This window comes from Kibdelosporangium philippinense (assembly GCF_021390435.2).
Taxonomy (GTDB): Bacteria; Actinomycetota; Actinomycetes; order Mycobacteriales; family Pseudonocardiaceae; genus Kibdelosporangium; species Kibdelosporangium philippinense.
Genome location: NZ_JAJVCN010000002.1, coordinates 2,553,469 through 2,578,175 on the forward strand (window position 1 = coordinate 2,553,469; position 24,707 = coordinate 2,578,175).

17 protein-coding genes are annotated in these 24,707 nt (G+C 64.8%); 15 read left to right on the top strand and 2 right to left on the bottom strand.

Annotation, left to right across the window (positions count from 1 at the left end):
* Nucleotides 1–29: 29 nt before the first annotated feature.
* The 4 genes from LWC34_RS30710 (at nt 30) to LWC34_RS30725 (ending at nt 3,589) form a co-directional block, all read left to right on the top strand.
* Nucleotides 30–1,202, top strand: coding sequence for an acyl-CoA dehydrogenase family protein (locus tag LWC34_RS30710; RefSeq protein WP_233728542.1), 1,173 nt, complete (start codon nt 30–32; stop codon nt 1,200–1,202).
* Nucleotides 1,202–2,239 (top strand): acyl-CoA dehydrogenase family protein, encoded by a 1,038-nt coding sequence (locus tag LWC34_RS30715; RefSeq protein ID WP_233728543.1) that lies wholly within the window; start codon nt 1,202–1,204, stop codon nt 2,237–2,239. The genes LWC34_RS30710 and LWC34_RS30715 overlap by 1 nt, the downstream gene beginning before the upstream one ends.
* A gap of 77 nt (nt 2,240–2,316) precedes the next feature.
* Nucleotides 2,317–2,529: a tetratricopeptide repeat protein gene (locus tag LWC34_RS30720; RefSeq protein WP_233728544.1), complete on the top strand. Its 213-nt coding sequence runs from the start codon at nt 2,317–2,319 to the stop codon at nt 2,527–2,529.
* A gap of 124 nt (nt 2,530–2,653) precedes the next feature.
* Nucleotides 2,654–3,589, top strand: a complete 936-nt coding sequence (locus LWC34_RS30725) for a tetratricopeptide repeat protein (RefSeq protein ID WP_233728545.1) — start codon at nt 2,654–2,656, stop codon at nt 3,587–3,589.
* 22 nt (nt 3,590–3,611) lie between these two features.
* Here the strand turns inward: LWC34_RS30725 and LWC34_RS30730 are convergent, their stop codons facing one another.
* Entirely contained in the window at nt 3,612–4,733 is a 1,122-nt protein-coding gene (locus LWC34_RS30730; RefSeq protein WP_233728546.1) for a winged helix DNA-binding domain-containing protein, read from the bottom strand.
* A gap of 203 nt (nt 4,734–4,936) precedes the next feature.
* Here LWC34_RS30730 and LWC34_RS30735 point away from each other — a divergent pair, with 203 nt between their 5' ends.
* From LWC34_RS30735 to LWC34_RS57195, 4 genes are all read left to right on the top strand, one after another.
* Nucleotides 4,937–7,834, top strand: coding sequence for a type 2 lanthipeptide synthetase LanM family protein (locus tag LWC34_RS30735; protein WP_233728547.1), 2,898 nt, complete (start codon nt 4,937–4,939; stop codon nt 7,832–7,834).
* Between the two features lie 346 nt (nt 7,835–8,180).
* Nucleotides 8,181–11,108: an ATP-binding protein gene (locus tag LWC34_RS30740; protein WP_233728548.1), complete on the top strand. Its 2,928-nt coding sequence runs from the start codon at nt 8,181–8,183 to the stop codon at nt 11,106–11,108.
* Nucleotides 11,109–11,438: 330 nt separating this feature from the next.
* A complete protein-coding gene (locus LWC34_RS30745; RefSeq protein WP_233728549.1) occupies nt 11,439–14,483 on the top strand; it encodes an AfsR/SARP family transcriptional regulator in 3,045 nt (1,014 codons plus the stop codon).
* Between the two features lie 438 nt (nt 14,484–14,921).
* Entirely contained in the window at nt 14,922–15,050 is a 129-nt protein-coding gene (locus LWC34_RS57195) for a hypothetical protein (protein WP_284051674.1), read from the top strand.
* A 98-nt stretch (nt 15,051–15,148) separates the two neighbouring features.
* On the opposite strand, the gene LWC34_RS30750 is transcribed toward LWC34_RS57195, so the two are convergent.
* Nucleotides 15,149–16,654, bottom strand: a complete 1,506-nt coding sequence (locus tag LWC34_RS30750; RefSeq protein ID WP_233728550.1) for a PucR family transcriptional regulator — start codon at nt 16,652–16,654, stop codon at nt 15,149–15,151.
* A 103-nt stretch (nt 16,655–16,757) separates the two neighbouring features.
* On the opposite strand from LWC34_RS30750, the gene LWC34_RS30755 reads away from it, so the two are divergent.
* The 7 genes from LWC34_RS30755 to LWC34_RS30785 all read left to right on the top strand — a co-directional run bounded on the left by LWC34_RS30755 (nt 16,758) and on the right by LWC34_RS30785 (nt 24,690).
* A complete protein-coding gene (locus LWC34_RS30755) occupies nt 16,758–17,849 on the top strand; it encodes an S-methyl thiohydantoin desulfurase family protein (RefSeq protein WP_233728551.1) in 1,092 nt (363 codons plus the stop codon).
* Nucleotides 17,846–19,261, top strand: coding sequence for a hydantoinase/oxoprolinase N-terminal domain-containing protein (locus LWC34_RS30760; protein WP_233728552.1), 1,416 nt, complete (start codon nt 17,846–17,848; stop codon nt 19,259–19,261). The genes LWC34_RS30755 and LWC34_RS30760 overlap by 4 nt, the downstream gene beginning before the upstream one ends.
* Nucleotides 19,258–20,604, top strand: a complete 1,347-nt coding sequence (locus LWC34_RS30765; RefSeq protein ID WP_233728553.1) for a purine-cytosine permease family protein — start codon at nt 19,258–19,260, stop codon at nt 20,602–20,604. Before LWC34_RS30760 ends, LWC34_RS30765 begins: the two co-directional genes overlap by 4 nt.
* Nucleotides 20,583–22,157 (top strand): hydantoinase/oxoprolinase N-terminal domain-containing protein, encoded by a 1,575-nt coding sequence (locus LWC34_RS30770; RefSeq protein ID WP_233728554.1) that lies wholly within the window; start codon nt 20,583–20,585, stop codon nt 22,155–22,157. The genes LWC34_RS30765 and LWC34_RS30770 overlap by 22 nt, the downstream gene beginning before the upstream one ends.
* Nucleotides 22,150–23,214: an S-methyl thiohydantoin desulfurase family protein gene (locus LWC34_RS30775; RefSeq protein ID WP_233728555.1), complete on the top strand. Its 1,065-nt coding sequence runs from the start codon at nt 22,150–22,152 to the stop codon at nt 23,212–23,214. Before LWC34_RS30770 ends, LWC34_RS30775 begins: the two co-directional genes overlap by 8 nt.
* Nucleotides 23,211–23,858, top strand: coding sequence for a GGDEF domain-containing protein (locus LWC34_RS30780; RefSeq protein WP_233728556.1), 648 nt, complete (start codon nt 23,211–23,213; stop codon nt 23,856–23,858). The genes LWC34_RS30775 and LWC34_RS30780 overlap by 4 nt, the downstream gene beginning before the upstream one ends.
* A gap of 190 nt (nt 23,859–24,048) precedes the next feature.
* Nucleotides 24,049–24,690 carry a DUF4360 domain-containing protein gene (locus LWC34_RS30785; protein WP_233728557.1) on the top strand — a complete coding sequence of 214 codons (642 nt, stop codon included), beginning with the start codon at nt 24,049–24,051 and terminating at the stop codon, nt 24,688–24,690.
* Nucleotides 24,691–24,707 lie beyond the last annotated feature (17 nt).

A 24,707-nucleotide genomic window follows, 5' to 3' on the forward strand; every position in this document is an offset into this window, starting at 1 on the left:
AGTTTTGAGTCAAAGTGCAAACATGTCTCATGGACTTCCGTGACACCGCAGCCGAGGCGGCGTTCCGTGCGAAGCTACGCGACTGGTACGGCCAGAACTTCGACCCCGCCGACATACCCGGCGCGGGCCGTCCGGAGGTCGACTACATGCGCGCGTGGAGCCACAAGCTCTTCGACGCCGGCTACGTCGGGCTGACCTGGCCGAAGGAGTACGGCGGTGCCGGTCTTTCGCCCAGCTACCAGGCCATTTACTTCGAGGAGATGGTCCGCGCGCAGGCACCGGAGCACATCGGGCTGATCGGCCTGAACATGGCGGGCCCGACGATCATGGCGTGGGGCACGGCCGAGCAGAAGCAGCGGTACCTGCAGAAGCTGTTGTCCGGTGAGGAAATCTGGTGCCAGGGCTTCTCCGAGCCCGGCAGCGGTTCCGACCTCGCGGGCGCGCGCACGACCGCGGTGCTGGACGGCGATCACTGGGTGGTCAACGGCCAGAAAGTGTGGTCTTCGTGGGCGCACATCGCCGACTGGTGCATCCTCGTGGTACGCACCGACCCGGGCGCCGAGAAGCACGCCGGCCTGTCGTACCTGCTGGTCGACATGCACGCGCCGGGCGTGGAAGTCCGCCCGCTCAAACAGATCACCGGTGATCCGGAGTTCAACGAGATCTTCTTCGACAACGTGCGGGTGCCGAAGGACTCCATCCTCGGCAAGCCGGGCGACGGCTGGAAAGTCGCGATGACCACGCTGCTGCACGAGCGCGGCACGCTGGCGTTCGCGCTGGTCGGCCAGTTCCGGCAGCACTTCACCAAGCTGGTCGAACTGGCCAAGCAGCCCGCGTCGGACGGCAGCATTCCGGCGGACGATCCGGTTGTCCGTGACACGATCGCGCGTGAATGGATCGCGCTGCAGTCGTTGGCGTTCACCAACTATCGGACCCTGACGACGCTGTTGACCAAGGGGCAGCCGGGTCCGGAGAGCTCTGTGGTGAAACTCGTGTGGAGCGAGGCGAACCAGCGGCTGACGAAGTTCGCACGCAGCCTGCAGGGTCTGTCCGGGATGCTCGACGACAAGGGCGCGGTGTGGGACGGCTATTGGCAGTACCGCCAGTTGCGCAGCCGTGGCAACACCATCGAAGCAGGCACTTCCGAGATTCTTCGCAACATCGTGGCCGAGCGGGTGCTCGGGCTGCCTAGGAGCCGTTGATGGACTTCGCATTCTCGTCCGAACAGGACATGCTGCGTACGGCCGCACGGGAGTTCCTGGCCGAGCAGTACCCGTTGACCGATGTTCCGGCGATCATCGACGGCGAGCCGGGCTGGCAGCCCGACAGCTGGAAGCAGATCGCGGACCTCGGCTGGACCGACGACGAGTTGACCCTGCTCGACCAGGTCGTGCTGTTCGAGGAAACCGGCGCCGCGCTGCTGCCCGCGCCTTTGTTCACCACGATCGCGCTTGCGCTTCCGGCGATCCGGCACGACAAGGACCTGCTTGCCTCGGTCGCGTCCGGTGATCTCAAGCTGACCCTGGCGTGGGCGGAATCCGGCCGTCCACAGGGCATTGCCGACACCGACTTGGGTACAACGGTCGACGCGGACGGTCGCGTGACCGGCCGGAAAATCCTTGTGCCAGACGCGGCTTTCGCCGACGCGTTCGTGGTCACGGTGGCAGGACCGGAACTCCGGCTCGTTCGTGCCGCCGACGCGACCGTGACCGCTGTGTCTACTTCGGACCAATCGCGCCGGTTGTCCGAAGTGGAATTCACTGGCGCGCCTTCACAGGCGTTGGGCGACGCGTCCGTGCTCGCCGACATCGAGAACCGGGCGTTCGTGCTCGCCGCGGCTGAGGCCCTCGGCGTCGGCCGCCGGGCGCTGGAGGAAGGCATCGCGCACGCGTCCACCCGCGAACAGTTCGGCCGCGTGATCGGCACGTACCAGGCCGTATCGCACCAGCTCGTGGACTCGTACGCGGACCTTGAGCTGGCCAGGTCGCTGACCTATTGGGCGGCGTGGGCGCTCTCCGAGGGCGACGACCAGGCGGGCGTGGCCATCGCGGCTGCCAAGGCGGCGGCTGCCGAGGCCGCGGTCACCGCGTGCGAACGCTCGATCCAGGTGCACGGCGGAGTGGGCATGACCTGGGAACACTTCCTGCACCGGCTGTACAAGCGGGCCCAGTGGCTTGAGGCTTTCGGCGCGAGCGCACGGACCCTGCGAGGCAGGATCGCGGACAGCGTGCTGGGTTGATTCCCGGGATGGCTTCCCGGTCGGATTGGGTGCCCAGTACCTACTACTTGGGGTGACCGGGAAGCCATCCTGATCACGTGAACGAGTCACTTGCCGACGAGACCGCGCTGCTCAGCGACGAGGTCGCCGCGATGTTCAACGACCTTGGCGTCCTGATGGCGCTGCGCGGCCACACGGCGGAAGCCGAGCGGTTCTACCGCCGTTCGATAGAGATCCGTCAGAGGCTGCCCCAAGACACCGACAAAACCGCGCTGACCTGGCGGAACCTGGCCGTTCTGCCGGCAGGCTGATGGCGGTCCTCGGTGTCTAGGGGTCGCCGAGGACCGTGCAGTGGGTGATTTACGTCGTAAAGTCCTGCCATCATGATGTCTTCCGACATGAAACGGCAGGGAAACACGATGTGCAGCGCCGGCGATGCTCGATCCGATAGCTGAGGCGCGCAGGCGTCTCGGCTTGGCCCGCCGGTTCTACGACGAAGGAAGGGCCGAGGAAGCGGTCGTGGTCGCGGAGACCGCGCTCGCGGTCGTCGAGCACGCGGGCGGCCCCAACCACCCAGCCATCGCGGGTGCGTGCATCGAGCTCAGCCTGCTGCACGAGCGGCTTTCGCAGTACATCAAAGCCGAGCGGTACGCGCGGCGGGCGATCGTGATCACCGAGGAGTACTCCCGCGACGACGAGACGCTGGTCCGCTTACGGGTCAAGGCGCTCGGGTGCCTCGCGATGATCGAGCGGGTCCGTAACCGCTTCGGCAGTGCCGAGGTGCTCTACAAATCCGCCCTCGACCTGGCCGAGAACGGCACGTGGCCGCATCCGGAGGAGCTGGCCGAGCTGATGTGCGGGCTCGGCGCGGTGTACCTGTTCTCCAGCCGGTTCGACGAGGCCGAGCTGCTCTACCGGCAGGCATTGGACCTGGTCGGGGCGGAAAAACCGACCTCTGCCGTGGTCTGGCACCACATGGCCGAGCTCGACCTGATGCTCAGCCGCTTCGTCACCGGCGAGTCCTACGCGCGGCGCGCGCTGACCCTGCGTGAGAACACGCTCGGCCCGGACCATGCCGCGACCGCCAATGAGCGCGCGATGCTGGCCGCGGTCCTGGCCCGGCAAGGCAACCTTGACCTGGCCGAGAAGCTGTACCGCAAGGCGATCTCGACGTTCGAACGCGTGCTGCCGCCCAACCACTACGACCTGGCCGTGGCCTGCGCCGACTTCGGCATGCTGATGGCCGCGAAGGGCAACATGGCGGCTGCTGGCCGGTTGGCCCAGCGTGCGTTGGACATCAAGACCAAGATCCTTGGCCGTAACCACCCCGAAGTCCAGCAGGCCGTCGAGGACCTGGCCAGGTACAACTAGGTCGTGAGTGGTTAGCCGTGTTCTAACTCGCGTAACCACTCACGACAGACTCTTGAATGCCGCGCAAGGCTGCGATGCGCCCAGCCTCGGCCTCGACGTCCCCCTGTGCATCCGGTGGGATCGGCATGAACTCGGTGATCTTGACCTCCAGCTTCTTGCGCGTCGCCTTCGTGCGCCAGATACCCACGATGTCACCGTCCACAAGCACCGCACCCGGCTGGCCGATCACCGGCCACAGTGTCTTGTGGTGCGCCTTGTCCGGTACGAGGAACAGCTTGTTCCGATCCTGCAGGAACGGGTCCGATGTGGGCACGAGCAAAGCCCGCGGCGGCTCAGGGGGATCGAGCAACAGGTCCATCTCGGACTCCGGAATCCACGCTTTCCGTCCGTCGATGTCCACTTCGACCAGGCCTTGGGCTGGCCAGACCTCTTTGATCTCGGTCTGGGTAGTGGTCAACCACGCGGCCACGTCGCCGTAGCTCGCCGGTCCGACGAACGTCAGGAACAGCGTGATCAGGTCGTCTGTGCCGTGCTGCTCTTCCGGGATGCCCGGCCAGTTCTCGATCGGGACGAGCAATGGCGGTGACTGGTCGAGGTCGAGTCTGAGTCCGCCGGGCAGGGCGGCCAGCCGGAACAGCGACTCGAAGACGTGCTCCGCCTGGCACCCCCGGCAGTAGCTGACCAGGGCTTTCGGCACGACCTTGGACACCGCCGTGCTCGCGACGCCTTTCACGGTCGGGCTCGTGATGCACTCCTGCATCGCTTCGGCGGTGTACCGGATCGCTTGTGTGGCCGTGATGCCGGACTTCTGCATGACCGAGCGTTGCCACGCGACCTTGCCCAACGCGTCACGTTCGCTGTGCGGCCACAGCGCGGCGGCGAATTTGGGTAGGTCTTCCGCATGGTGCAAGAACGGCGACGCTCGTAGCGTCCAGGCACGCACCAGGTTGTGGGCGTCGACGTCGGCGTCCGTCCGAACCCCCAACGCCAGCCGGGAGGAGCCAGGCGGGGTGTCCTGCACGCCGAGATCGACGATGTCCAGGTCGTCGACGGGCGTGCTGCTCCGGTGCTGATTCTGAGTGGGCAGGCCTTGGCGTGCGATCCGGTACGCCAGCACCTGCGCGCGATCAACCGTTGTACTCACCGGCTCATCGTGACACCGGTGCCTGACACCTGCTGTCAGGTTCCGGATGGGTGACAACGGTCGCGCACCTCGTGTCAACCTCGGTACCTTCGAGTAACTGGGGGGTCGTGGTACCCACTACCTAATTGCGGGTGGTCCCTAACGGGAATGTGGGGATTCGATACCCATGTCCGCGCGCGACGCCGCTGCCAGCCTGTTTACTTGTGAGCCAAGCGATTTCGCACCGCGACAACGGGATCAACTCCGGACCATGGTGGACCGGCGCGCTGACCGCCGCCGAACGCCGGTGGACGGTCCAGGGCCGCCCGCGCTGGGCTGAACTGATCGACCAGGCGGTGGCCACCGGCCCGGTCAGCGCCGAGGGGGCTGTGCCGTCCGACTGGCCAGACGCGTTCGCGTGGGTGTTCCGGCCATTGGCACGGATCGCCCGTGAACGGGTCACCGAAGCGGCCTCGGTCGGCAAGATCGACGCGCAAGCCGTGGCCGCCGGGTTCGACCGGCAGCTCGGCAGGCGGCTTGCCGGCCTGGCCGCCCGGACGCTCGTGCTTGAGCTCAACGTCGAGCGAGTCTCCGGCAGGCTCACCGGCGAGACCGCGCAGCAGCGGTTCGCCGACTTCATCCGTTCGCAGGCCAGCTCCGACCGGTTGACCGCGTTGTTCGCCGAGTACCCGGTGCTGGCGCGGCTGCTCGGCCAGGCCTGCCAGTTCGGCGCGGACGCGCAGGTCGAGCTGCTCGAGCGGTTCACCGCCGACCGCGACCTGATCGTGAGCAGGCTGCTCGACGGCGTCGACCCCGGTGACCTGGTGGAAATCCAGACCGGTACGGGCGATTCACACCAGCGTGGCCGTTCCGTCGCGATCCTGCACTTCGCCAACGGCCGCAGGGTCGTCTACAAGCCGCGGCCGCTTGACCTGCACAGGCACTTCAGCGGGCTGGTCAGCTGGCTCAACTCCAAGGTGCTGGGCCTCGGGCTGCGTAGCGTTGACTCGCTTGCGCGCAAGGGCTACGGCTGGCTCGAGTTCGTCGAACACAAGCCGTGCAGGCAGATTTCCGAGGTTGACCGCTTCTACCGCAGGCAAGGCGCTTTGCTTGCCCTGCTGTACGCCGTCGATGGCGCCGACATCCATTACGAGAACCTGGTCGCGTGCGGCGACCAGCCGGTGCTCGTGGACGTCGAGACGCTGTTCCACCCGATGCTCGAGCAGCCGACCGCGACCGGACCCGACCCGGCGGCGCGTGTGCTCGCATCTTCCGTGCACCGCATGGCTTTGCTGCCCCAGATGCTGCTCGGCGAGTACGGCGCGGTCGACGTGTCCGGCCTGGGCGGCGACAAGGGCGCGCAGTACCCGAACGAGACCGTCGCGTGGGACGGCGTCGGCACCGACGTGATGCGTCTCGTGCGTCGCCGTGGCGAGTTCCAGGGCGCGTCAAACCGACCGCGCCTCGGCGACATCGACGTCGAACCGTCGGAGTACCGCGCCGCCATGCTCGGCGGATTCCGTGAAGGCTATGACGCGATCGTGCGGCACAGGTCAGAACTGATCGGGTTGCTGACCGCGTGCACGAACGACGAAATCCGCATCGTGGCACGGCCGAGCCAGGTCTACGCGACCCTGCTCGACGAGTCCACACACCCAGACGTGCTGCGCGATGCCGTGCAGCGTGAGCGCGTTTTCGACGCGCTGACCATCGATTCAGCCTGCGACCTGGCACGGCAGCGGCTGATCCCGAGCGAGCTGACGGACCTGTGGGCGGGCGACCTGCCCATGTTCACCAGCAAGCCAGGATCGCGCGACCTGTGGGCCGCGGACGGCGAATGCCTGCCCGACCTGCTGGAGGGCCCCGGCCTTGCGACGGTCGTGCTGAAGATCGCCGCGATGGACGAAGTAGACCGGTACGACCAGGAATGGCTGATCTCAGCGGCACTCGCAACCCGCGCGCGGCCGGTTGATCACCGAACTGGCGAAACCCGGCCACGGGCAGGCTCGTCGGCGATACCGGACCCGCAGCGGCTGCTGTCGGCGGCGTGCGGAATAGCGGACGAGATCGGCGCCCGCGCGATGCACGGAGACGGCCGTGCGAACTGGCTCGGACTCGAGCCGATCATCGACAAGCACTGGGCGGTTCTCCCGATGGGCGCCGGCCTCGCCCACGGGTATTGCGGAGTGGCCCTGTTCCTCGCGCAACTCGCCGACCTGACCGGCGTACAGCGTTATGCGGAATTGGCGCGAGACGCAGTCCGCCCAGTGCCCCGACTCATCGACCAGCTGATCACAGAGCCAGAACTAGGCGTGACGATCGGCTGCGGAGGCCCCCACGGATTGGGCGGAATCAGCTACGCGATAGCCCGCCTGGGAAACCTCCTCGACGACCCAGAAATCCGCAGCTGGCTGCCCGCGGTCGTAGACCTGACCCGGGCAGCGACCGACGACGAGTTGGCATGCTTCGCGGCGGGAAGCGCCGGAGGCCTGGCAGCAATGCTGGCGGTGCATACAGAGACAGGACTGCCCTCAGCAGGACGCCTGGCCTGGGACTTCGCCGACAGGCTGATCGAACAAGCCCACACGGTGCCCTGTACCTGCCTTGACGTGCCAACGGCCGGTTTCGCCCACGGCCACATGGGAATCGGCTGGGCGCTGCAGCGCTTCGCGGCAACGGGTGCCGGCGACCACTATTTCGAGGTCGGCCAGGCAATCCTGGACGCAGAAGTGCCGGATGGCGCCGACCTGAGCTGGTGCGGCGGCCTGTCCGGCTTCACCATGGCCCGCCGCGACGCGCCCGAAGAATGGGCGCGAACCCTCGCGGAGCACCAGCCCCTGCGAGACATGAGCCTCTGCCACGGTGAACTGGGCGTGACAGAAGCCCTAATGGTCCTGGGCGAACGCGGAAACTATGAAGCCGCTGCCGCCGCCACCCGCCACGCAGGCCTCCTGCTCGGCGCCATCGACCGTGGCGGCATCCGCTGCGGCACCCCTCATGGCGTCGTCTCCGCCGGCCTGCTCAACGGCCTCGCCGGCATCGGATACGGCCTGCTCCGCCTCGGCTTCGCCAACCGCGTCCCCTCCGTCCTCCTCCTCGAACCCGCTCGCGGTTCGCACTAACCCCGTCTCCTGCACGAACTCGCTCCACGAAGGAGACATAGCGCACAACCTCCTTGAGATGCCCCGCTCACAGGAAAGAAGACAGTCATGAGTGCATCGACGCTGGCCGCTGGTGTAACGCTCGCCCACCCCGCAGGTGAGATAGTTCTCCCGTCTGTTCGCTCTGTCACAGCACGAGTCAACGCGCTTGCCGGATACCGGTCCGAAAGGATGTGGCCGCCCTCAATGACGATTGGTTCGATGGTCGTTATTGACCTGCAGTCGTCTGTGGGTGCTAACTAGTCCCGATGAGATCCACCGCTTTCTGGGCTTCAGCCGAACGGGCGAGTCTAGGTACTGTCCGGCCATGGTGTCCCGTTCCCCGCTCGTAATCGGCCGCGACCGTGAGGTGGCCGAGCTGACGAGGGCGATCGACGCCGCGCGCGCCTCGCGCGGCGGCGCGGTCTTCATCGTCGGTGAACCCGGGATTGGGAAGTCCAGGCTATCCGCCGAGGCGGCAGCCATCGCCTTCGCCGCTGGCGTCCGTGTCCTGCGCGGACGTGGGAGCACGATCGGCCCGATCGTGCCGTTCCGGCCATTGACCGAGGCGCTACTGGCTTTGTTCCGGAGCGGACATCCCCCAGACGACCCAGCTCTGGAGCCCTATCTGCCCATTCTCGGCAGACTGATCCCTGATCTGCACCAGTCTGGTTCGGTCGCCGTCGGTGACTCACTGATTGTGCTGGGCGAGGCCGTGCTCAGGCTGGTGACGGTCGCCGGGCGCGGGCATGGCTGTATGGTGATCCTTGAGGATCTTCAGCACGCCGACGCTGAAACCCTGGCGATCGTCGAATACTTGACGGACAACCTGGTCGACATGCCGGTGTTGCTCGTGGCCACTATCCGAGATGAGCCATGCGCGGCGCGGGACCTCGCTCGATCAGCCACTCAACGCCATGCGGCTTCAATGCTGACACTGGGTCGGCTCAAGTCTCCCGATGTGACTCGGCTGGCGGCTTCGTGCCTCGAAACCGATGCCGCGGATCTTCCTGACGAGGTCATCACCAGACTTGCCGAGGACAGTGCTGGCGTGCCTTTCATCATCGAGGAGGTCCTTCACCAACTCGTTGCTGATGGCGTTCTGGTCAACGGTGCGAATGGTTGGCGGGTGATCGGCACGCTCCGCGCTGACGTTCCGGAGACGGTCCTGCGCGGAGTAGTTGACCGAGTCGGACAGCTGGGGCCGCAGGGTAGTGCATTGCTTTCAGTTGCCGCAGTACTTGGGGACAGGTTCCCTTTGTCGGTGGTCGCCCGTGTCACTGAGCTCGATCAGCGCAGCCTGCTCTCCTACTTGCGTGCTGCGGTCGCCGCGCAGCTCGTCGCCCCTGATGAATCCTCACCGGACTGGTATGCGTTCAGACATCCGCTCACAGCCGAGGCGCTGAGGTCGAATCTGCCGCCGACCGACCGCTCGGAGTATTCAAGACAAGCTGCGGCGGCGGTGGAGGCCCTGCACCCAGACCTGCCAGGCGAGTGGTGCCAGTTGGTCGCGACGCTGCAAGCCGACTCAGGCGACATCCAAGGTGCTGCTTCGCTTTTCGCGGAGGCAGGGCGACGTGCTCTCGCCGACGGAGCGTCCGAGTCGTCGGTCAAATTGCTCGATCGAGCCAACGCCTTGCTTCAAGGAGAATCGAGCGCGGAGAGCAAGGCTCAGATCTTGGAGGTCCTGCTCTACGCATTGGCCGAGGCTGGGCAGGTCGATCGTGCCCGCACGCTTGTGGACACGCTGGACGAGCAGTTGAACGGCGCAAGCGTCAGTCGCGGAACGCGTGCCGCGCTGCACACGCGACTGGCCAAGGTGTATTACCTGGCCGGGCTTTTCAGCGAAGGTATGGAGCAGGTCGGCGTGGCGCGGCAGGTACTCGACGGCCACATGACCGAGGAGCACAGCGCAGCAATCGACGTCATCGCGGCTAGCCTTACCCGGCACGTCGAAGGAAGCAACCGTCGGGCCGACGCCGAAGCCCTGGCACGACGTGCCATAGCGTCCGCTGAGCGGGCGAATGCGGTGAACGTCTTGTGCGAGGCATGGCTCATCGTTGGCGAGCTTTCTCGGGAACGGAGCATGCAGGAGTCGGACGAATGTTTCCAGCGTGGCCTGCAACTTGCCGAGCAACATCGGCTGCCGATCTGGCGGGTGTATGCGCTGGTGCTCTGTGCCGTCAACTCATGGATGTCGTTTGGTGACTGGGCGGCATATGAGCGAACCCTTCAAGAGGTTCAGCACGTCGGTGCGGTCACATTGGGGTACACGGTAAAAGCCAACCTTGCGGTCGACGCCGTACTGCGAGGCGATTTCGTAAGAACAGCTGAACTGATCGCGCAGAACAAGCCAGAGATGACCCGGCTCCGGTTGCGTCCGCAGCTTCGTTTTCTCCTGATGGTGCAGACCACGTTGGCCGCACACCAAGGCAAGCGTTTCGAGATGGAGCAGTCGTTCGCCGAGTTCTCGGAGTGGCAGGACGACAATGCGAATGAGCTCCCACTGGCATTGGGACTCGCGCGGGCCTTCTGTGCGCTCCTCGAAGAGAATCGTGGACTGGCTGCCGAGGAACTCTCGGAGATGGTGGCCATCACCGAGGATTTGCCGTCAACTTTCCATCTCGCAGGGCGACACGGTCTTCGCCTGTTCCTGGCCGTGCTTGAGGGCAAGGCGGGCTGGGCAGAGCACGGGGCGACTGTCTCGACGACACAAGGCGCGATGCGATGGAACCGACAATTCGTCAAGATGGCGGAGGCGGTACTGCACGGGCGTGAAGGCCACGTGGAAGAGGCGAATGCGGCTGCCGACTTGGCTCAGGAGGACTCCGAGATCTACGGCATGGCCCGGCACCTTGTGCTCAGGCTTGCGGCTGAAGCGGCGATTGCCGACGGGTGGGGGGAACCCATCGCTTGGCTCCGTCGCGCCGAGGAATACTTCCATCAGTTGTCAGTCCCAGCAGTGGCTGGTGCCTGCCGTTCGTTGCTCCGCCATGCCGGTGCGACCGTCAAGCAGCGTCGAACAGGTATCGACCAGGTGCCAGATGACCTCCGTGCATTGGGGGTGACGGTACGCGAGCACGAGGTTCTGCAACTGTTGGTGGAGCGGTTGACCAACAAGGCGATCGCGAACAGGCTGCACATCTCACCCCGCACGGTCGAGAAGCACGTGGCAAGCCTGATCATGAAAGCCGAAGTGGCGGACCGCACGGAGCTCAGTGACTTCGCGGCGTCCGCGTACGGTGAGACCAGATAGTTCCGCTGAGCGGGAAATTAGTCTGATCGGCCGCAAGGTAAAGGCCGTCATTTTCGATCAGGAATGTGGCCTCTGCCTGCTGAAATCCGTACCGTCGGCTGGTCGGTCAATCTCGTGAAAGGTACATGAAAGGACCTATCGATAGGCTTGCCAAGCAACCCGGGATAGGGGTGGAAAGTGCCAAAGGAGGGGCATCCGGCGGCACCGTGATCCCGGACGCGAACCTCGGCCACGTCAGGACCAACCCCCAGTCTTGGTCCTGGCGTGGCCGAGCCATTTGCGGAGTACACTCACCGGTTGGTTTTGCTGTCGGACCTTCCGGGGTACAGGGTGGAGTTTCGGGTTCTAGGCCCGCTTGAAGTCGTGGTGGACGGCCGAGTCGTGCCAATTGGCTCGGCACGGTTGCGCTGTTTGCTCGCGATGTTGCTGGTTCGGGCCAACAGGTTCGTCGGGTTCGATGAACTGGTTGAGGCGATTTGGGGCGATTCGGTTCCGGCAAACCCGCGTCCGGTTGTCTATACGTGCGTGACGCGTCTACGGGCGATCACCGGAGCGACAATCGAAGTCGGGGCCGATGGCTATCGAATCGCAGTCAATGAATCGAATGTTGACATCAAACGATTCGAATCCGCTGCGGACTCCCAGGAAGCGGACATCCTGCAAGAAGCTCTCGTGCTGTGGCGTGGTGAGCCATTCGTCGACGTGCCATCGGATTATCTGCATCGCACGGTTGTCCCCGCGTTGGTTGAACGGCGATCAAAGGCTCTTGAGCGAAAGCTTGAACTCGATGTGCGAGATGGCCGTCATGACCTTGCGCTTCCCGAGTTGCGGGATTTGACGTCCGCGCATCCGATGCGGGAGCGGCTGTGGGCGTTGTTGATGCTCGCGTTGTTCAAGTCTGGACGGCAGGCCGAGGCGTTGCAGGTCTACACCGATGTCCGTCAGAAGCTGGTCGATGAGCTGGGTGTGGAGCCGGGAACTGAGCTGCGCCAGGCGCATCAGGCGGTTTTGTCCGGCGATCAGGCCTCCGGGTGGCGGGTGGAGTGTCAGCTTCCCATCGACATCGCCGACTTCACGAACCGGGAGGCCGAGCTGGACCAGATTCTTCAGACGTTCCGCCCTGGCAACACTGTGCCGATCTTGACCATCAGTGGTCCGCCTGGGATGGGCAAGTCGGCGTTGATGCTGCGGGCCGCGCATCGGTTGATTGACGATTATCCGGACGGACAATGGTTTCTCCGGCTCAACGGTGCCGGGCAGACGCCTCGGAAAGCCAACGATGTGCTTGGTGAACTCCTGCGGATGATCGGAATCGACCCGATGGCGATCCCGGCGAACGAGGACGAACGCGCCGGTCTGCTGCGGTCACGGCTCGCGGGGCGGCGGGTGTTGCTGGTACTGGACGACGCGGGCAGCGTGCAGCAGGTCGCGCCTCTGTTGCCCGGCCGCCCCGGCAGTGCCGTGCTCGTGTCCAGTCGATCTGAGCTGGTCGGCCTTTCGGTTCTGTACAGCGGGAAAAGGTTGGCGCTGCAGCCACTTAACCGGGTTCATGCGCGTGAGCTGGTTGCCAGCATCATTGGTTCCCAGCGATGTGTTCAGGATCAGGCTGGGGCCGATGAGTTGACAGACCTTTGTGGACGGTTGCCGCTCGCGTTGCGGATCGCGGCGGCGAATCTGGCTACTCGGCCGAGTCTGCGCATCAGCCGGTACGCGGAGGATCTGCGCACCGGTGACCGGTTGGCGAAGTTGGCGACAGCGGGGGACAACCGACTTGCTGTCAGGGCGGCGTTCGATGTTTCGTTCGGAACACTGAGCGAGACGCAACAGCGGGCGTTCAGTCTGCTTGGGGTCATACCGGGCAATGACTTCACGCTGCAGGCCGCTGCGGCAGTGTGGAGCTGCGGAATCGACGAGGCCTGCGACATTTTTGACCAGTTGGTGACCGCCAATCTCGTGGAGTCGCAGGGTGACGACAGGTTCCGCTTTCATGATCTGATTCGCGTCTACGCCGCAAGCCGATCTCGTGAATATGACCGTGACGAGGCATTCCGGCGACTGGCGGATTGGTATCTGTACAGCGTCCACGACGCGGTCCGTCTTTGCTTTGCCACCGTGTACATGTCGAGACTCAAGCCGCATCCGTCGGACGTGACACCGGTTGTCTTCGCGGCAACCGATGAGGCGACGCGATGGTTGGAACTCGAGCGTCTGAACTATCTCGCGATCATCGAACATGCTGCGGTTGACGGTCCCGTTCGCTACACCTGGCAGTTGACTGACGCGGCGCGCCCACACATGCACATCGGATATCGCGTCGCTGAGTTGGACCGCGCCGCTGGCCTTGGGCTGGATATGGCGCGGCGGGAGGGAAACCGGCGTGCGGAAGCCGTGATGTTGTTGGTGCTTGGCGGATCGGAATCGATCTCCGGCCGGTTCGACGATTCGATCCGCGATTTGACCGCGTGCAGGGACATCGCGGCGGAGATCGGTGAAACAGGAATTCAGGCGTCGGCGTTGACTAGCCTGTGTGCGATGTACGGTGAGGCGGCCATGCCGGAGATGGCAGTTCGTTACGGTGAGGAAGCGCTGGAACTTGTCAATCGCGGCGTCGAGCAGGGCGACGCGCGCAGGATCTCCGTGTTGGCCAACTTGGGAACTTGTTACATTCATCGCGGACAGTTGCGGGAAGCAGTCGCGCTCATCAGCGAAGGACTGCGGCCCAGCTCGACTGAGCTCCGCCAAGACAGGATAGTCGACGTCATAGTCCGCTCGTATCTGGGAATTGCCCTGTGCGAGGCAGGTGATTACGAAGAGGCGCTGAGGCAGTTCACATTCTCCGCAGAATCGCATCTTCGTCCATATGTCGCGCACGATGACTATACGGTCGGCCCTGCCGAGGTGTACCTCGCGATGGGCGACATGGAGAAAGCAGCCGAGCGCGCGAGCATCGCCTTGCAACGCGCCAAGATCACCGGCCATGCTACCTATGAAGCGAAGGCTGGGATCGTGCTTGGCATGATTGCTTTGTCGGCGGGAGAACGCGATGAAGCCGTAGCCGTCTTTCGGCGAGCGCTTGATACCGCGCGCGCGGCGGTGGCCAGGGCTGTCGAAATCCAAGCTCTTATCGGGCTGGCTGTGGCCAGCACCGAGGAAGAACATTGTGTGGAGGCACTGAATCTCGCCCGCAAGAGTGGGATGAGTCTGTTGGAGGCCAAGGCTATGACCGCCTTGGCCGAGGTGAGAATGCAGGCTGGATACCTGGATTCGGCGCGTGAGTTGGCTGAGCAGGCCCTGACAATGCATCGGGAGTTCGGTGCACGGCCGGGTGAAGAGAAGACCCTGGCGCTATTGGCGCGTCTGTCCGAAAAGGGCTGATGCCGAGTCCACGAGAGCCGAATCGCGGGCACCGAGCTGAGCTGGTGGTAGGCAGGTACTTCTAGTGGTGTGATGGCATGAATGGCAGCCGAATCTGCTCAGGGTCTTTGGACCAGGGACCGGTTGGCGAAGCTCAAACTCCGTGACGACGCGTTCCAGCGGTTGGTCGACTGATATGTCCACCGTGTCCACATTGCTGTCGACCGACTCTTGTTGTCGCCGTGGATGTTTCGGATCGGAAGACTGATGTTGTCGCCGCTGGCTTCGTAACTAAGGGTGAAGCGGCAGCCAGGCTGATGTCGAATGCGCGAACTATCTCGCGATGATCGCGTACGTGGCCACGAACGGCCGAACAGGCTCTCGCCAAGCATCGGAGTTCGGCTGCAAGCCGGGCGAGCTCAGAACCCTCACGTTGCTGGAATCATCTGCGATATCAAATTGAGACTTGGCGCGACCGAAGAGGGCCTGAGCATCGCTGACCAGGCGTTGGCCATGCACCGGGAGTTCGGCTGCGTACCCGGTGAGCGGGAAACGATGGCAGTGGTCAGCGCAGTGAAAGAGAACTGAAAGCGTGCGGCGTTACGGTCGCTTCTGTAATCCAAAAGGCGGGGTCAGGGCACCGATGTCGCACGTGGGGGTCGGCATCGGCACCCGGACCCGCAGCCTCATCGCATCAGCCACGCGCGGCACGCGAGTTGCAGTGCGAGTCGTTGCTCCGGATCTGCCAGGTCTACGCCGAGCTGGCGGGTGATCTTGTTCAGCCGGTAGTGCACGGTCTGCCTGTGCACGCGGAGTACTTCCGCTGCTCTGGCGGGGGAGTTCTGGTGGTCCAGATAGGCCTGCAATGTCCGGATCGCTTCTTCCGCCGCCGCTGGACCCAGATCGACGAGGGGGGCGAGGAGGTCGTCGACTGACGCCCGTGTGTTGTCCGACGCGTACCACTCGACGAGCATCCGGTTGAGGCCCAACGCGTCGATCGCCACGACATCCCGCACTGGCTTTGCCTGCCTGGTGACCGCGAGCGCTGCCTTCGCATCCGTTGCGGACGTCCGCAATCCTTCTGCCTGCCTGTGTACGGCTCCGATTCCACACCGGACGACGATGCCGGGGAAGCGTTTCCTGGCTGCGGAGAGTGCGGTTGTGGCTGCTGCCAATGCGGTTCGTGCTGCCGCTGGGCCGGGGTCCGCGTCCACACTGTGCACCAGCAGCGGTTCTCCGCCGATTCTTGTGCTGTGCCACTTCGCGTCTATCTCCGCACGGACCGCGTGCAGCATTGCCGCGCTGATCGCGTCGACTTGGTCTGCGCTCAAGGTCGAAGCAGAGTCTAAAGAGGACGATAGTTCGAAGCGTAATACCTGGTGCCAGCCGTCCACCGGCAAGCCGACCGACCTCGCGTGGGATACCAGTTGGACACGCTCGGAGTCTGGTGCCAGCAACAGCTCTCCCAACAGGCGGCCGCGGTCAGCGAGCGGGGCGAGCTCTGTACGGCGTTCATCGGCGATTACGCGGGCGTACGCGTCGGCGGTCAAGGTTGCGACGGCGCGGGCGGCGACGACCCAGGCGCCGCGTGCTTCGTCCGTTACCTCGGCGACGATGAATGTGTCGACGGAACCGTCCACCAATACCGGGGCGGCGGGTTCGCCGTGCGTTGGTTGGCGCGCGGCGACTGGTGTTCCCAACGCGTCTGACGCGGCTAGCAGGATCCCTGGGCGACGGTCGTGCGTACGCGTCTCCGCCGAGGCGATCAGGCGTCGGGCCGCGTCGATGCGGGCCAACGCAGATGTGGCGTCTCCCGCCAAGGCCTCTGACACGGCAACAACTAGCCGAGTTGGTTCCAGGTTGACCGGGGCCAGCAGTAGTGACAGAGCGTTGCGGTTGGCGATCCGCACGGCCGTTGATTCGACCATTGTCGCGTCGATGCCGTTGAGGACGATCGCGCCCACGCCACTCGCGGTCGCGTCGCGCATCGCGATGTCGAACAGGTGTCCTCTGGCCTGCGCTGATGCCGATGGCAGCACCACGACGAAGCTGTCCCGCGGTACCGATCGCAGGTCCGTCAGCTTGTCGATGACGCGGATCGAACTGACCGATCGCCCTGGTGACGCCGTCAGGACGGTGAGCTGGTTCAGGTCTGGCCCCGCGAGCAGGTCGCGGAGCGGAACGTGGCTCACTGTGCTCCTCCGTCGCCAGGATTGTTCAGTGGGGATAGCCGGGGCTTGGATTCTATTGGGCAAGGACAAATACTCAGAGTGGCTGTCTTACTACCATTCCCTCGTGCGACTTAACGGGGGTTGCCTTGTCGACTTCGCCAGAGGCTGCGACGTACTCGCGGCCGGTGGCGGTGGTTACGCGGGGGGAACCGTACCGATGGCGCAGGTCGCATTGGACACACAGGGTCCCGTGGAGATCATCGGCCTCGACGATCTTCCGCCGGATGGCCTAGTGATGCCGTGCGCTTACCTCGGTTCGCCCGCCGTTTGGGTGGAACGGATTGGTACCGGCCGCGAGAGCATCGCCATCCGCCGTCAGGTCGAACAGCACTTCGGTGCCGAAGTCGTGGCGATGATGTGCACGGAGATCGGTGGCAGCAACGGCCCCGCGTCGGTGGCGCTGGCGGCGAACGCAGGACTGCCGTTGGCCGACGCGGACGGCATGGGGCGCGCCTTCCCCGGCGTCGAGCAGGTCGCGATGCAGGTCGCGGGCGTCCAACCGGGCCCGTCCGTGCTGGCGGACGACCACGATCACGTTGTCCTGGTTCAAGCCGACACCGGCGACTGGCTGGAACGCCTGGCGCGCAGCGCGGTCACGGCCTTCGGCGACACGGGCGTGAGCTCCGAATACGTGATGACCGTCGAACAAGCCAGGACGAGCACGGTCAACGGTTCCATCAGCCGCGCGCTGAAGATCGGCCGCGTGCTCGCGGACTGCACGGGCGTACCCGTGGTGACGGCGGTGCGGCGGCTGGCGGCCGAGTTCGGCGGGACCTGCCTGATGGAAGGCAAAGTCAGCATGGTCTCGCCGGTCCAGACCAGCACGACGTCGACCTTCGCGGCGAGCCTGCGGTCCACGGCCTTGCTCGACGGGATCAACAGCGACAGCGGGCGGTGCTTGCGTGTGGAGGTCGGCCACGAGTACCTGGCGATTTTGGAGGACGGCGAGGTCCGCGCCACGACTCCGGACATCATCACCCTGTTCGATGTCTACAGTGGCGATGTCGTGGCGACGGATTCGTTGCGCTACGGGCAACGCGTGGTCGTGCTCGCGCTGCCGTGCCCGCCACTTTGGCTTCAGCCCGCGGGTTTGGAACTAGTCGGCCCTAGGGCATTCGGCCTAGACCTTGACTACCATCCGTTGGCGGGTTCATGACTGGATACCGGCTTGGCGTTGCCGTTCCTGGCAGCCGGACGTCCGCGGCCATCCTCTCGCCGGATGATCGGATCGTCGTGACGGTCGAGTGTGCGGCCGACACTCCGGGCGAAGTCATCGACGCGGTCCTGGAAGCCGCGGCACCGCACGGAATCACGGCCAAAGACATCGATCACGTCATGTTCGCGGTCACGGATCTGCGCGCGCTGAACGGTTTGTCCACCGAGAAGGGCTACTGGCGCGGCTGGCCAGGCCGATTGGCAAAGGTCGCCGCGGTACGGCTCGGTGCTGCGACAACGTCGGTGCCGCCGTTGACCATGTGGCCGCAGGAGCTGCGTGAGCGCGTGGTGGTGGCGTCGACGTGCCTGTCCGGCGGCGCGATGCTGGACGGCAGCGACTACGAACCCCTTGACTTCGACGGACTTCTGGCGTTCGCCCGGCAGATCACCCGAACCGTCGGCACTGTCGGAGCCGTCGCGATCACCGGGGTATTCTCCTCAGTCACGCCACGGCACGAACTCGCGGCGGCCGAAGTGCTTCGTGAGGAGATGGGCGCGTGTGGGGCCATCCTGTTGTCCCATGAATACGGTGGCCTCGGGCTCATCGAGCGGGAGAACGCCACGATCCTGCAGGCCGCGTTGACCGCGCCGGTCGCTGAGGAGGCGGCCAAGCTGCTGACCGAGGTCAACCAGCGCGGCATGTCCCACGCAGAGGTATTCCTTGCCCGTAGCGACGGGACCATTGCCACGCTTGACAACGCTGTCACCCACCCGTTGTCACTCCTGGGCGGCACGGATGCGACGTCTGTTGTCGGCGCGGCATTGCTGGCGCAGGAGAAAGACGCGCTCATCGGAATGACCAATGTGGACGGTAGCGTCCGGGCGGTCTGCGCGCTCACCGACGGCAGTCCACGAATGACAGTCGGGCATACCAAGGTCGCAGGCGTGCCAACGGGTTTGAGTGTTCCCGCGCTCGTGCCGATTCACGCTTCGGTCGAAGAAGCGATCGACCGGGCCAAGGACGCGCCAGGCGACTTACCGTTGGTCCTAGTTGGACCGGGCGCGCGGACGTTCGTGAAGTCTTTGTCGCCAAGGATTGTCGGCACCGCGCTGGCTGGGACAGTGAAGGTCGAGTCGCCGGAGAACGCCGAAGCCGCTGCCGCCGTCGGTGCCGCCGCCGCCCCTGTGGTCGGTGAGGCGCGCCGGATCGTGCCATTGAACAGCCCACGCCTTGAGGAGATCCGAGCCGCCGTACGGGAAGCCGCACGAGCGTCGGCGATGCGGGCAGGCGCTGACCCCGCGAAGGTCGCGCTCGTGTCGGTCGAGGAGAAACCGCTGGCGTACTTGTCCGAGCCGACCGTGGTGATGCGCGTACGCGCGGGCGGCCCGCCGAGAGACGGAGGAACCAGGTGACGCCACAAGACGACTACGCCCTCAGCCGGGTGCCTGAGAAAGCCAGGGTCGGCTGGGGTTGGGTGGCGTTGCAGCAGTTCGGCCAGATCTCGGACCTGATCACGTTCTCAACCGGCGTGATCCTCGGCGCGGGACTGTCCTTCTGGGGCGCGTTCTGGGCACTGACGCTCGGATCCGTTGTGCTGGAACTGGTCGCGGTGTTCGTCGGGATCGCCGGCTGCCGTGAGGGACTCTCCACTTCGCTGCTCGCTCGCTGGACGGGATTCGGCCGCTACGGCTCGGCGCTGCTCGGATTGATCATCTCGATTAGCCTGATCGGGTGGTTTGGCATCCAGAACGGTGTGTTCGCGCTGGGCATGAACGGTCTGGTGCCAGGGCTGGACGTGTGGGTGTGGTCGCTGATCACCGGCCTGCTGATCACGGTCCTCGTGATGTACGGATTCCGTGTCATCAAGTGGATCGCGGTCGCCGCGGTTCCCGCGTTCCAGATCGTGATCGCGTACTCCGTGATCACCGAGTTCGGCAAAGTGGACATTGGGGCACTGTTTTCCTCAGGCCCGCTCGGTGAACCGATGACGATCGCGGCCGGTGCGACTCTGGTCGCCGGTGGGTACATGGCCGGTGCGACGATCATGCCGGACATGAATCGGTTCAACCGCAAACCGGTGGACGTGGTGAAGCAGAGCGTCCTGTCGATCACGTTGGGCCAGTATGTGATGGGCCTGATCGGGGTCCTGCTTGCCTACGCTGTCAAGGGTGAAGACGCTGTCACGATCCTGACAACCACTGTCGGCGTGGTCGGCGTGATCACCTTGGTCGCCGCGGTCGTGAAGATCAATGACTGGAACCTTTACAGCTCCTCGCTCGGAATCACGAACGCGATCGACACGCTGACCGGAATCAAAGTCAACCGAGTCTGGGCCACGCTGGTCATCGGTATCGCCGGGACTGTCCTTTCCGCAGTCGGGATTCTCGACCGGTTCGTTGACTTCCTGATGATTCTCGGTGTCACGTTGCCGCCGATCGCCGGGATCATCGTCGCCGAGTACTACATCCTCAAACGCTGGCGCCCGGCGCTCGACGAGTCACGGCAACGCGGTGCGTTGCCCGCGACCGAGCCGACATTCGTACCTGTGACAGTAGTGATCTGGGCAGTCGCGGCTTGGTTCGGATGGTGGAGCGAACGCGAGGCACTGGGAATCGGATCGCTGAACTCGTTAGTCCTCGCCGGTGTGCTGTATCTGATAGCGGGAAAGATCGGTTTGGTCCGGGCTATCAGTGAGGTGCCTGTGGTTGAGACCCCGAAGGGGAAGGAGGAGACGTGCGAATCGGTATCGACGTAGGCGGTACGAACACCGACGCGGTACTCCTCTCTTCAGACAATCGCTTGCTTGCTTCGGTCAAGACGCCGACGACACCGGAGGTCACCGACGGTGTCGCTTGGGCGGTCACGGATCTGCTCGCGGGCGCGGCCGCATCCGGTGTGATCGAACGAATCGACGACCTGACCGCGGTGATGATCGGCACGACTCATTTCACCAACGCGATCGTGCAGCAGCGCGGCCTCACGCCCACCGCGGTGGTCCGGCTCGCGCTGCCCGCGACGGGCGCGCTGCCGCCACTGACCGGCTGGCCGCCGGTGCTGCGTGCGGCGATTGGCAAGAAGCACTACCTGGTGCACGGCGGCTACGAGTACGACGGTACCGAACTGGCCACAATGGACCCTGACGAGCTCAAGCGGGTCGCCGCGGACGTGGCCGAACGCGGCCTGCGCTCGGTGGCGATCTCGTCGGTGTTCGCGCCGGTGAACCACGAGATGGAGCTCAAGGCCGCGGAAATCCTCCGCGCTGAAGTGCCCGACCTGCACGTCTCGTGCTCGCACGAGATAGGCCGGGTTGGTTTGCTTGAGCGGGAAAACGCGACCGTCCTCAACGCGGCCCTGATCGAGTTGGCCGGGCAGATCGCCGACGCGCTGACCGCGGCACTCCATGGCGCCGGGATCACGGCGCCGCTATTGCTGAGCCAGAACGACGGCACGGTGATGGAGGTCGAATACGCGCGCCGGTTCCCGGTCGCCACGTTCGCCTCAGGCCCGACGAACTCCATGCGGGGCGCGGCGTTCCTGGCCGGGCTCAGTGACTGTGCAGTGGTCGACGTGGGTGGGACCACTGCCGATATCGGTATCGTCGCCGCCGGATTCCCACGGGAGGCAGGCGCGGTCACTGAGCTGGCCGGGGTACGGACCAACTTCCGGATGCCTGATCTGTTGTCGCTCGGCATCGGCGGCGGAAGCCTGGTGCGTGGCACCGACTTCGGCCCGGACAGTGTCGGATACGAACTGACCGAACGCGGGCTTGTGTTCGGCGGCAACGACTTGACGCTGACCGACCTGGCTGTCGCGGCTGGCATGGTTGACCTCGGTGACGCGTCGCTGGTGTCGCATTTGGACAAAGTGCAGGTCGCTGCCGTCCTCGCGATGGTTGGTGACCGGATCGCCGAAGCCGTCGACCGGATGCGGACGTCCGCGGATTCGATCCCGGTCCTTGTGGTCGGTGGTGGCAGCGTGCTCGTCCCCGATGTCCTTCCTGGACTCGACGACATCCGCAGGCCGGAGAACTTCGCTGTGGCCAACGCGGTCGGCGCGGCGATCGCGGAGGTCGGTGGCGAGGTCGACCGGGTCGTGTACGTCAGCGAAGGCAAGCGCGACAGGGTTCTCGAAGACGTCAAGGTCGAAGCGATCGAACGCGCGGAAGCGGCAGGCGCGCTGCCCGACAGCATCCGCGTCGTCGATGTCGAGGAGGTCCCGCTGGCGTACGTGCCGGGCAACGCCGTACGCGTCCGGGTGAAAGCGATCGGGCAGCTCGACTTGACCCGGTTGGGAGCTGGCGATGCGTGAGATCCGACTGTCCGATATGGACGACATCGCGCGTGGGGCCGCGATCCTCGGCGCTGGCGGCGGTGGGGATCCGTACGTCGGCAAGCTGCTGGCCGAGGTCGCGATCGAGAAGTACGGCCCGGTGACTGTCGTGGACATTGACGACGTCGAGCCGGACGCTGTGGTGGTGCCGATCTCCTCGATGGGCGCACCGACTGTGGGCACTGAGAAACTGCCGTCGGGCAACGAGGCGATCGCCGCGTTGCGGGCGCTTGAACGGGTGATGGGCCGCAAGGCCACGCACCTGGTGCCGATCGAGATCGGCGGCGTGAACTCGGTGATCCCGATCGCGGCCGCCGCGGAGACCGGCCTGCCACTCGTCGACGGCGACGCGATGGGTCGCGCGTTTCCCGAGGCGCACATGGTTTTGCCTGCGTTGATCGGCGTGAGCTGCACGCCCATGGTGATCGTCGACGACAAGGGCAACACGATGGTGCTCGACACCGTCAGCAACGAATGGGCCGAACGCTTCGCCCGTGCCGCGTGCACGGAGGCGGGTTGTTCGGTGTTCACCGCGGACACCGTGCTGGCAGGGAGACAGTTGAAAGAAGGTCTGGTCGCCGGGACTTTGACGTTGGCGCACAAGCTCGGCAAAGCCGTGCGCCTGTCACCCGAGCCGGTCGCCACCGCGTCCGCGCTGCTCGACGGGCAGCTGCTGATCACGGGCAAGGTCGTCGACGTCCATCGCACCACCACCGGCGGATTCGCCCGTGGCCAGGCCAGGATCGAGGGCATCGGTGCCTTCCGCGGCATGCCGATGACCCTGTCGTTCCAGAACGAACACCTCATCGCCGAGCGCGACGGCGAGATCGTGACCAGCACACCGGACCTGATCTGCGTGCTAGACAACGAAACAGGGGATCCGATCACCACTGAGGGGATGCGTTACGGAAACCGGGTCGCCATCCTCGGCGTCCCGTGCGACAGCCGATGGACAACGCCGGAAGGGCTGCGGCTGACCGGGCCGCGCGCGTTCGGCTACGACCACGACTACGTGCCTTTGGGGGGAAGCAAATGACGACCGCTTCGAGCGCATGGGAGCGAGCACCACTGATTCCACTGCCCAACCGTGGACACGACCACGAGCACGAACGCTGCGGCTCATGCGGCCAGCCGATCGGGTACTGGGCCGTCGACCGGCTCACCGGGCTGCTGGACCGCTGGGGATGGGACACGTACGCACCGCAGACCCTGCGGCACGCGCACGAGCAGCGTCAGCCGTTGGCGCTGCTGTTGATGGACCTTGACCGCTTCAAGGAGATCAACGACCGCTACGGCCACGTGGCCGGTGACATGGTCCTGCATGCCGTGGCCGAGGTCCTGCGCGCGGTCTGCCGGGAGAACGATGTCGTGGGGCGCTACGGCGGCCACGGCGGCGACGAGTTCCTGGTCCTGCTGCCGATGACCAACCGGGACCGTGCCATGTCCGTGGCGCTGCGCGTGCTGGACGGTGTGCGGGCGCTGCAGGTGAACGTGCCGGACGTGGACAAGGGCACCAGGACCACGCTGAGCGGGCTGACCGTGTCCATCGGTGTCGCGCTTTATGTACCGGCGCGTGGAATGGAACCGGTATTGACGGATCTCGTTCTCGAAGCGGATGCGGCACTTCTTGTCGCCAAGCGGGAAGGGCGGGACACGGTTCGGATGGGAAGGCGACGCTGATTCCCGGCCAACGGTAAAAGCTGTCGATAATCGTGAAACTTTCTAATACCTCCGGCCGTCCTATCATCCTTTCCCAGTTTAAGTAGGGGAAAGGTGATGCCTTACTCCGTTCAGCGGGTTTTGACGGGTAATAACCGCGATACGGTTGGTTACCGCCGCGAGTCGCGTGTGACGCATTTGGAGGTATCTGATGCTTCATATGTTGGCCGCAGCCGGCGTCGCTTTATCGCTCGTCGGACAACCCGTTCAGGCCGCCGGGTGGCCATCTACACCGCCACCTGACCGGATTATCATCGATGTCGCCACAGTGAATGGCTCCGGGTGCAGACCAGGCACCGCGGCAGTCGCCGTCTCGGAAGACAACGAGGCGTTCACCGTGACGTACAGCGAGTTCCTCGCCCAGGTCGGCGTCGGTGCCGCGCCGACCGACTGGCGGAAGAACTGCCAGATCAGCCTGAAAGTCCACGTCCCGTCTGGGTTCACCTACGCGATCGCCCAGGCGGACTACCGTGGTTTCGCCCACCTCGAACGAGGCGCGACCGGCCTCGAACGAGCGAACTACTATTTCCAGGGAATGTCCCCAACCCAGTTCGTGAACCATCCGCTCAACGGTTCCTACAGTGATAACTGGCAGTTCACGGACAGCACTGATATCGCGGCACTTGTTTACCATCCGTGTGGCGAGCTGCGTAACTTCAATATCAATACGGAGTTGCGAGTTAATGCTGGTACGTCCGACCCGAAGAAGACGACCAGTTTCCTCGCGATGGACTCGACAGACGGAAGCATCAAAACAACCTATCATTTCCACTGGAAGACCTGTCCTCGCTAGTCTGAATTAAAAACCCG

What these genes read in the sequence shown, in the direction of transcription:
- LWC34_RS30710 (WP_233728542.1), top strand. Translation starts at nt 30, where the DNA reads ATGGACTTCCGTGACACCGCAGCCGAGGCGGCGTTCCGTGCGAAGCTA.
- LWC34_RS30715 (WP_233728543.1), top strand. Translation starts at nt 1,202, where the DNA reads ATGGACTTCGCATTCTCGTCCGAACAGGACATGCTGCGTACGGCCGCA.
- LWC34_RS30725 (WP_233728545.1), top strand. Translation starts at nt 2,654, where the DNA reads ATGCTCGATCCGATAGCTGAGGCGCGCAGGCGTCTCGGCTTGGCCCGC.
- LWC34_RS30740 (WP_233728548.1), top strand. Translation starts at nt 8,181, where the DNA reads ATGGTGTCCCGTTCCCCGCTCGTAATCGGCCGCGACCGTGAGGTGGCC.
- LWC34_RS30760 (WP_233728552.1), top strand. Translation starts at nt 17,846, where the DNA reads ATGACTGGATACCGGCTTGGCGTTGCCGTTCCTGGCAGCCGGACGTCC.
- LWC34_RS30775 (WP_233728555.1), top strand. Translation starts at nt 22,150, where the DNA reads ATGCGTGAGATCCGACTGTCCGATATGGACGACATCGCGCGTGGGGCC.
- LWC34_RS30780 (WP_233728556.1), top strand. Translation starts at nt 23,211, where the DNA reads ATGACGACCGCTTCGAGCGCATGGGAGCGAGCACCACTGATTCCACTG.
- LWC34_RS30785 (WP_233728557.1), top strand. Translation starts at nt 24,049, where the DNA reads ATGCTTCATATGTTGGCCGCAGCCGGCGTCGCTTTATCGCTCGTCGGA.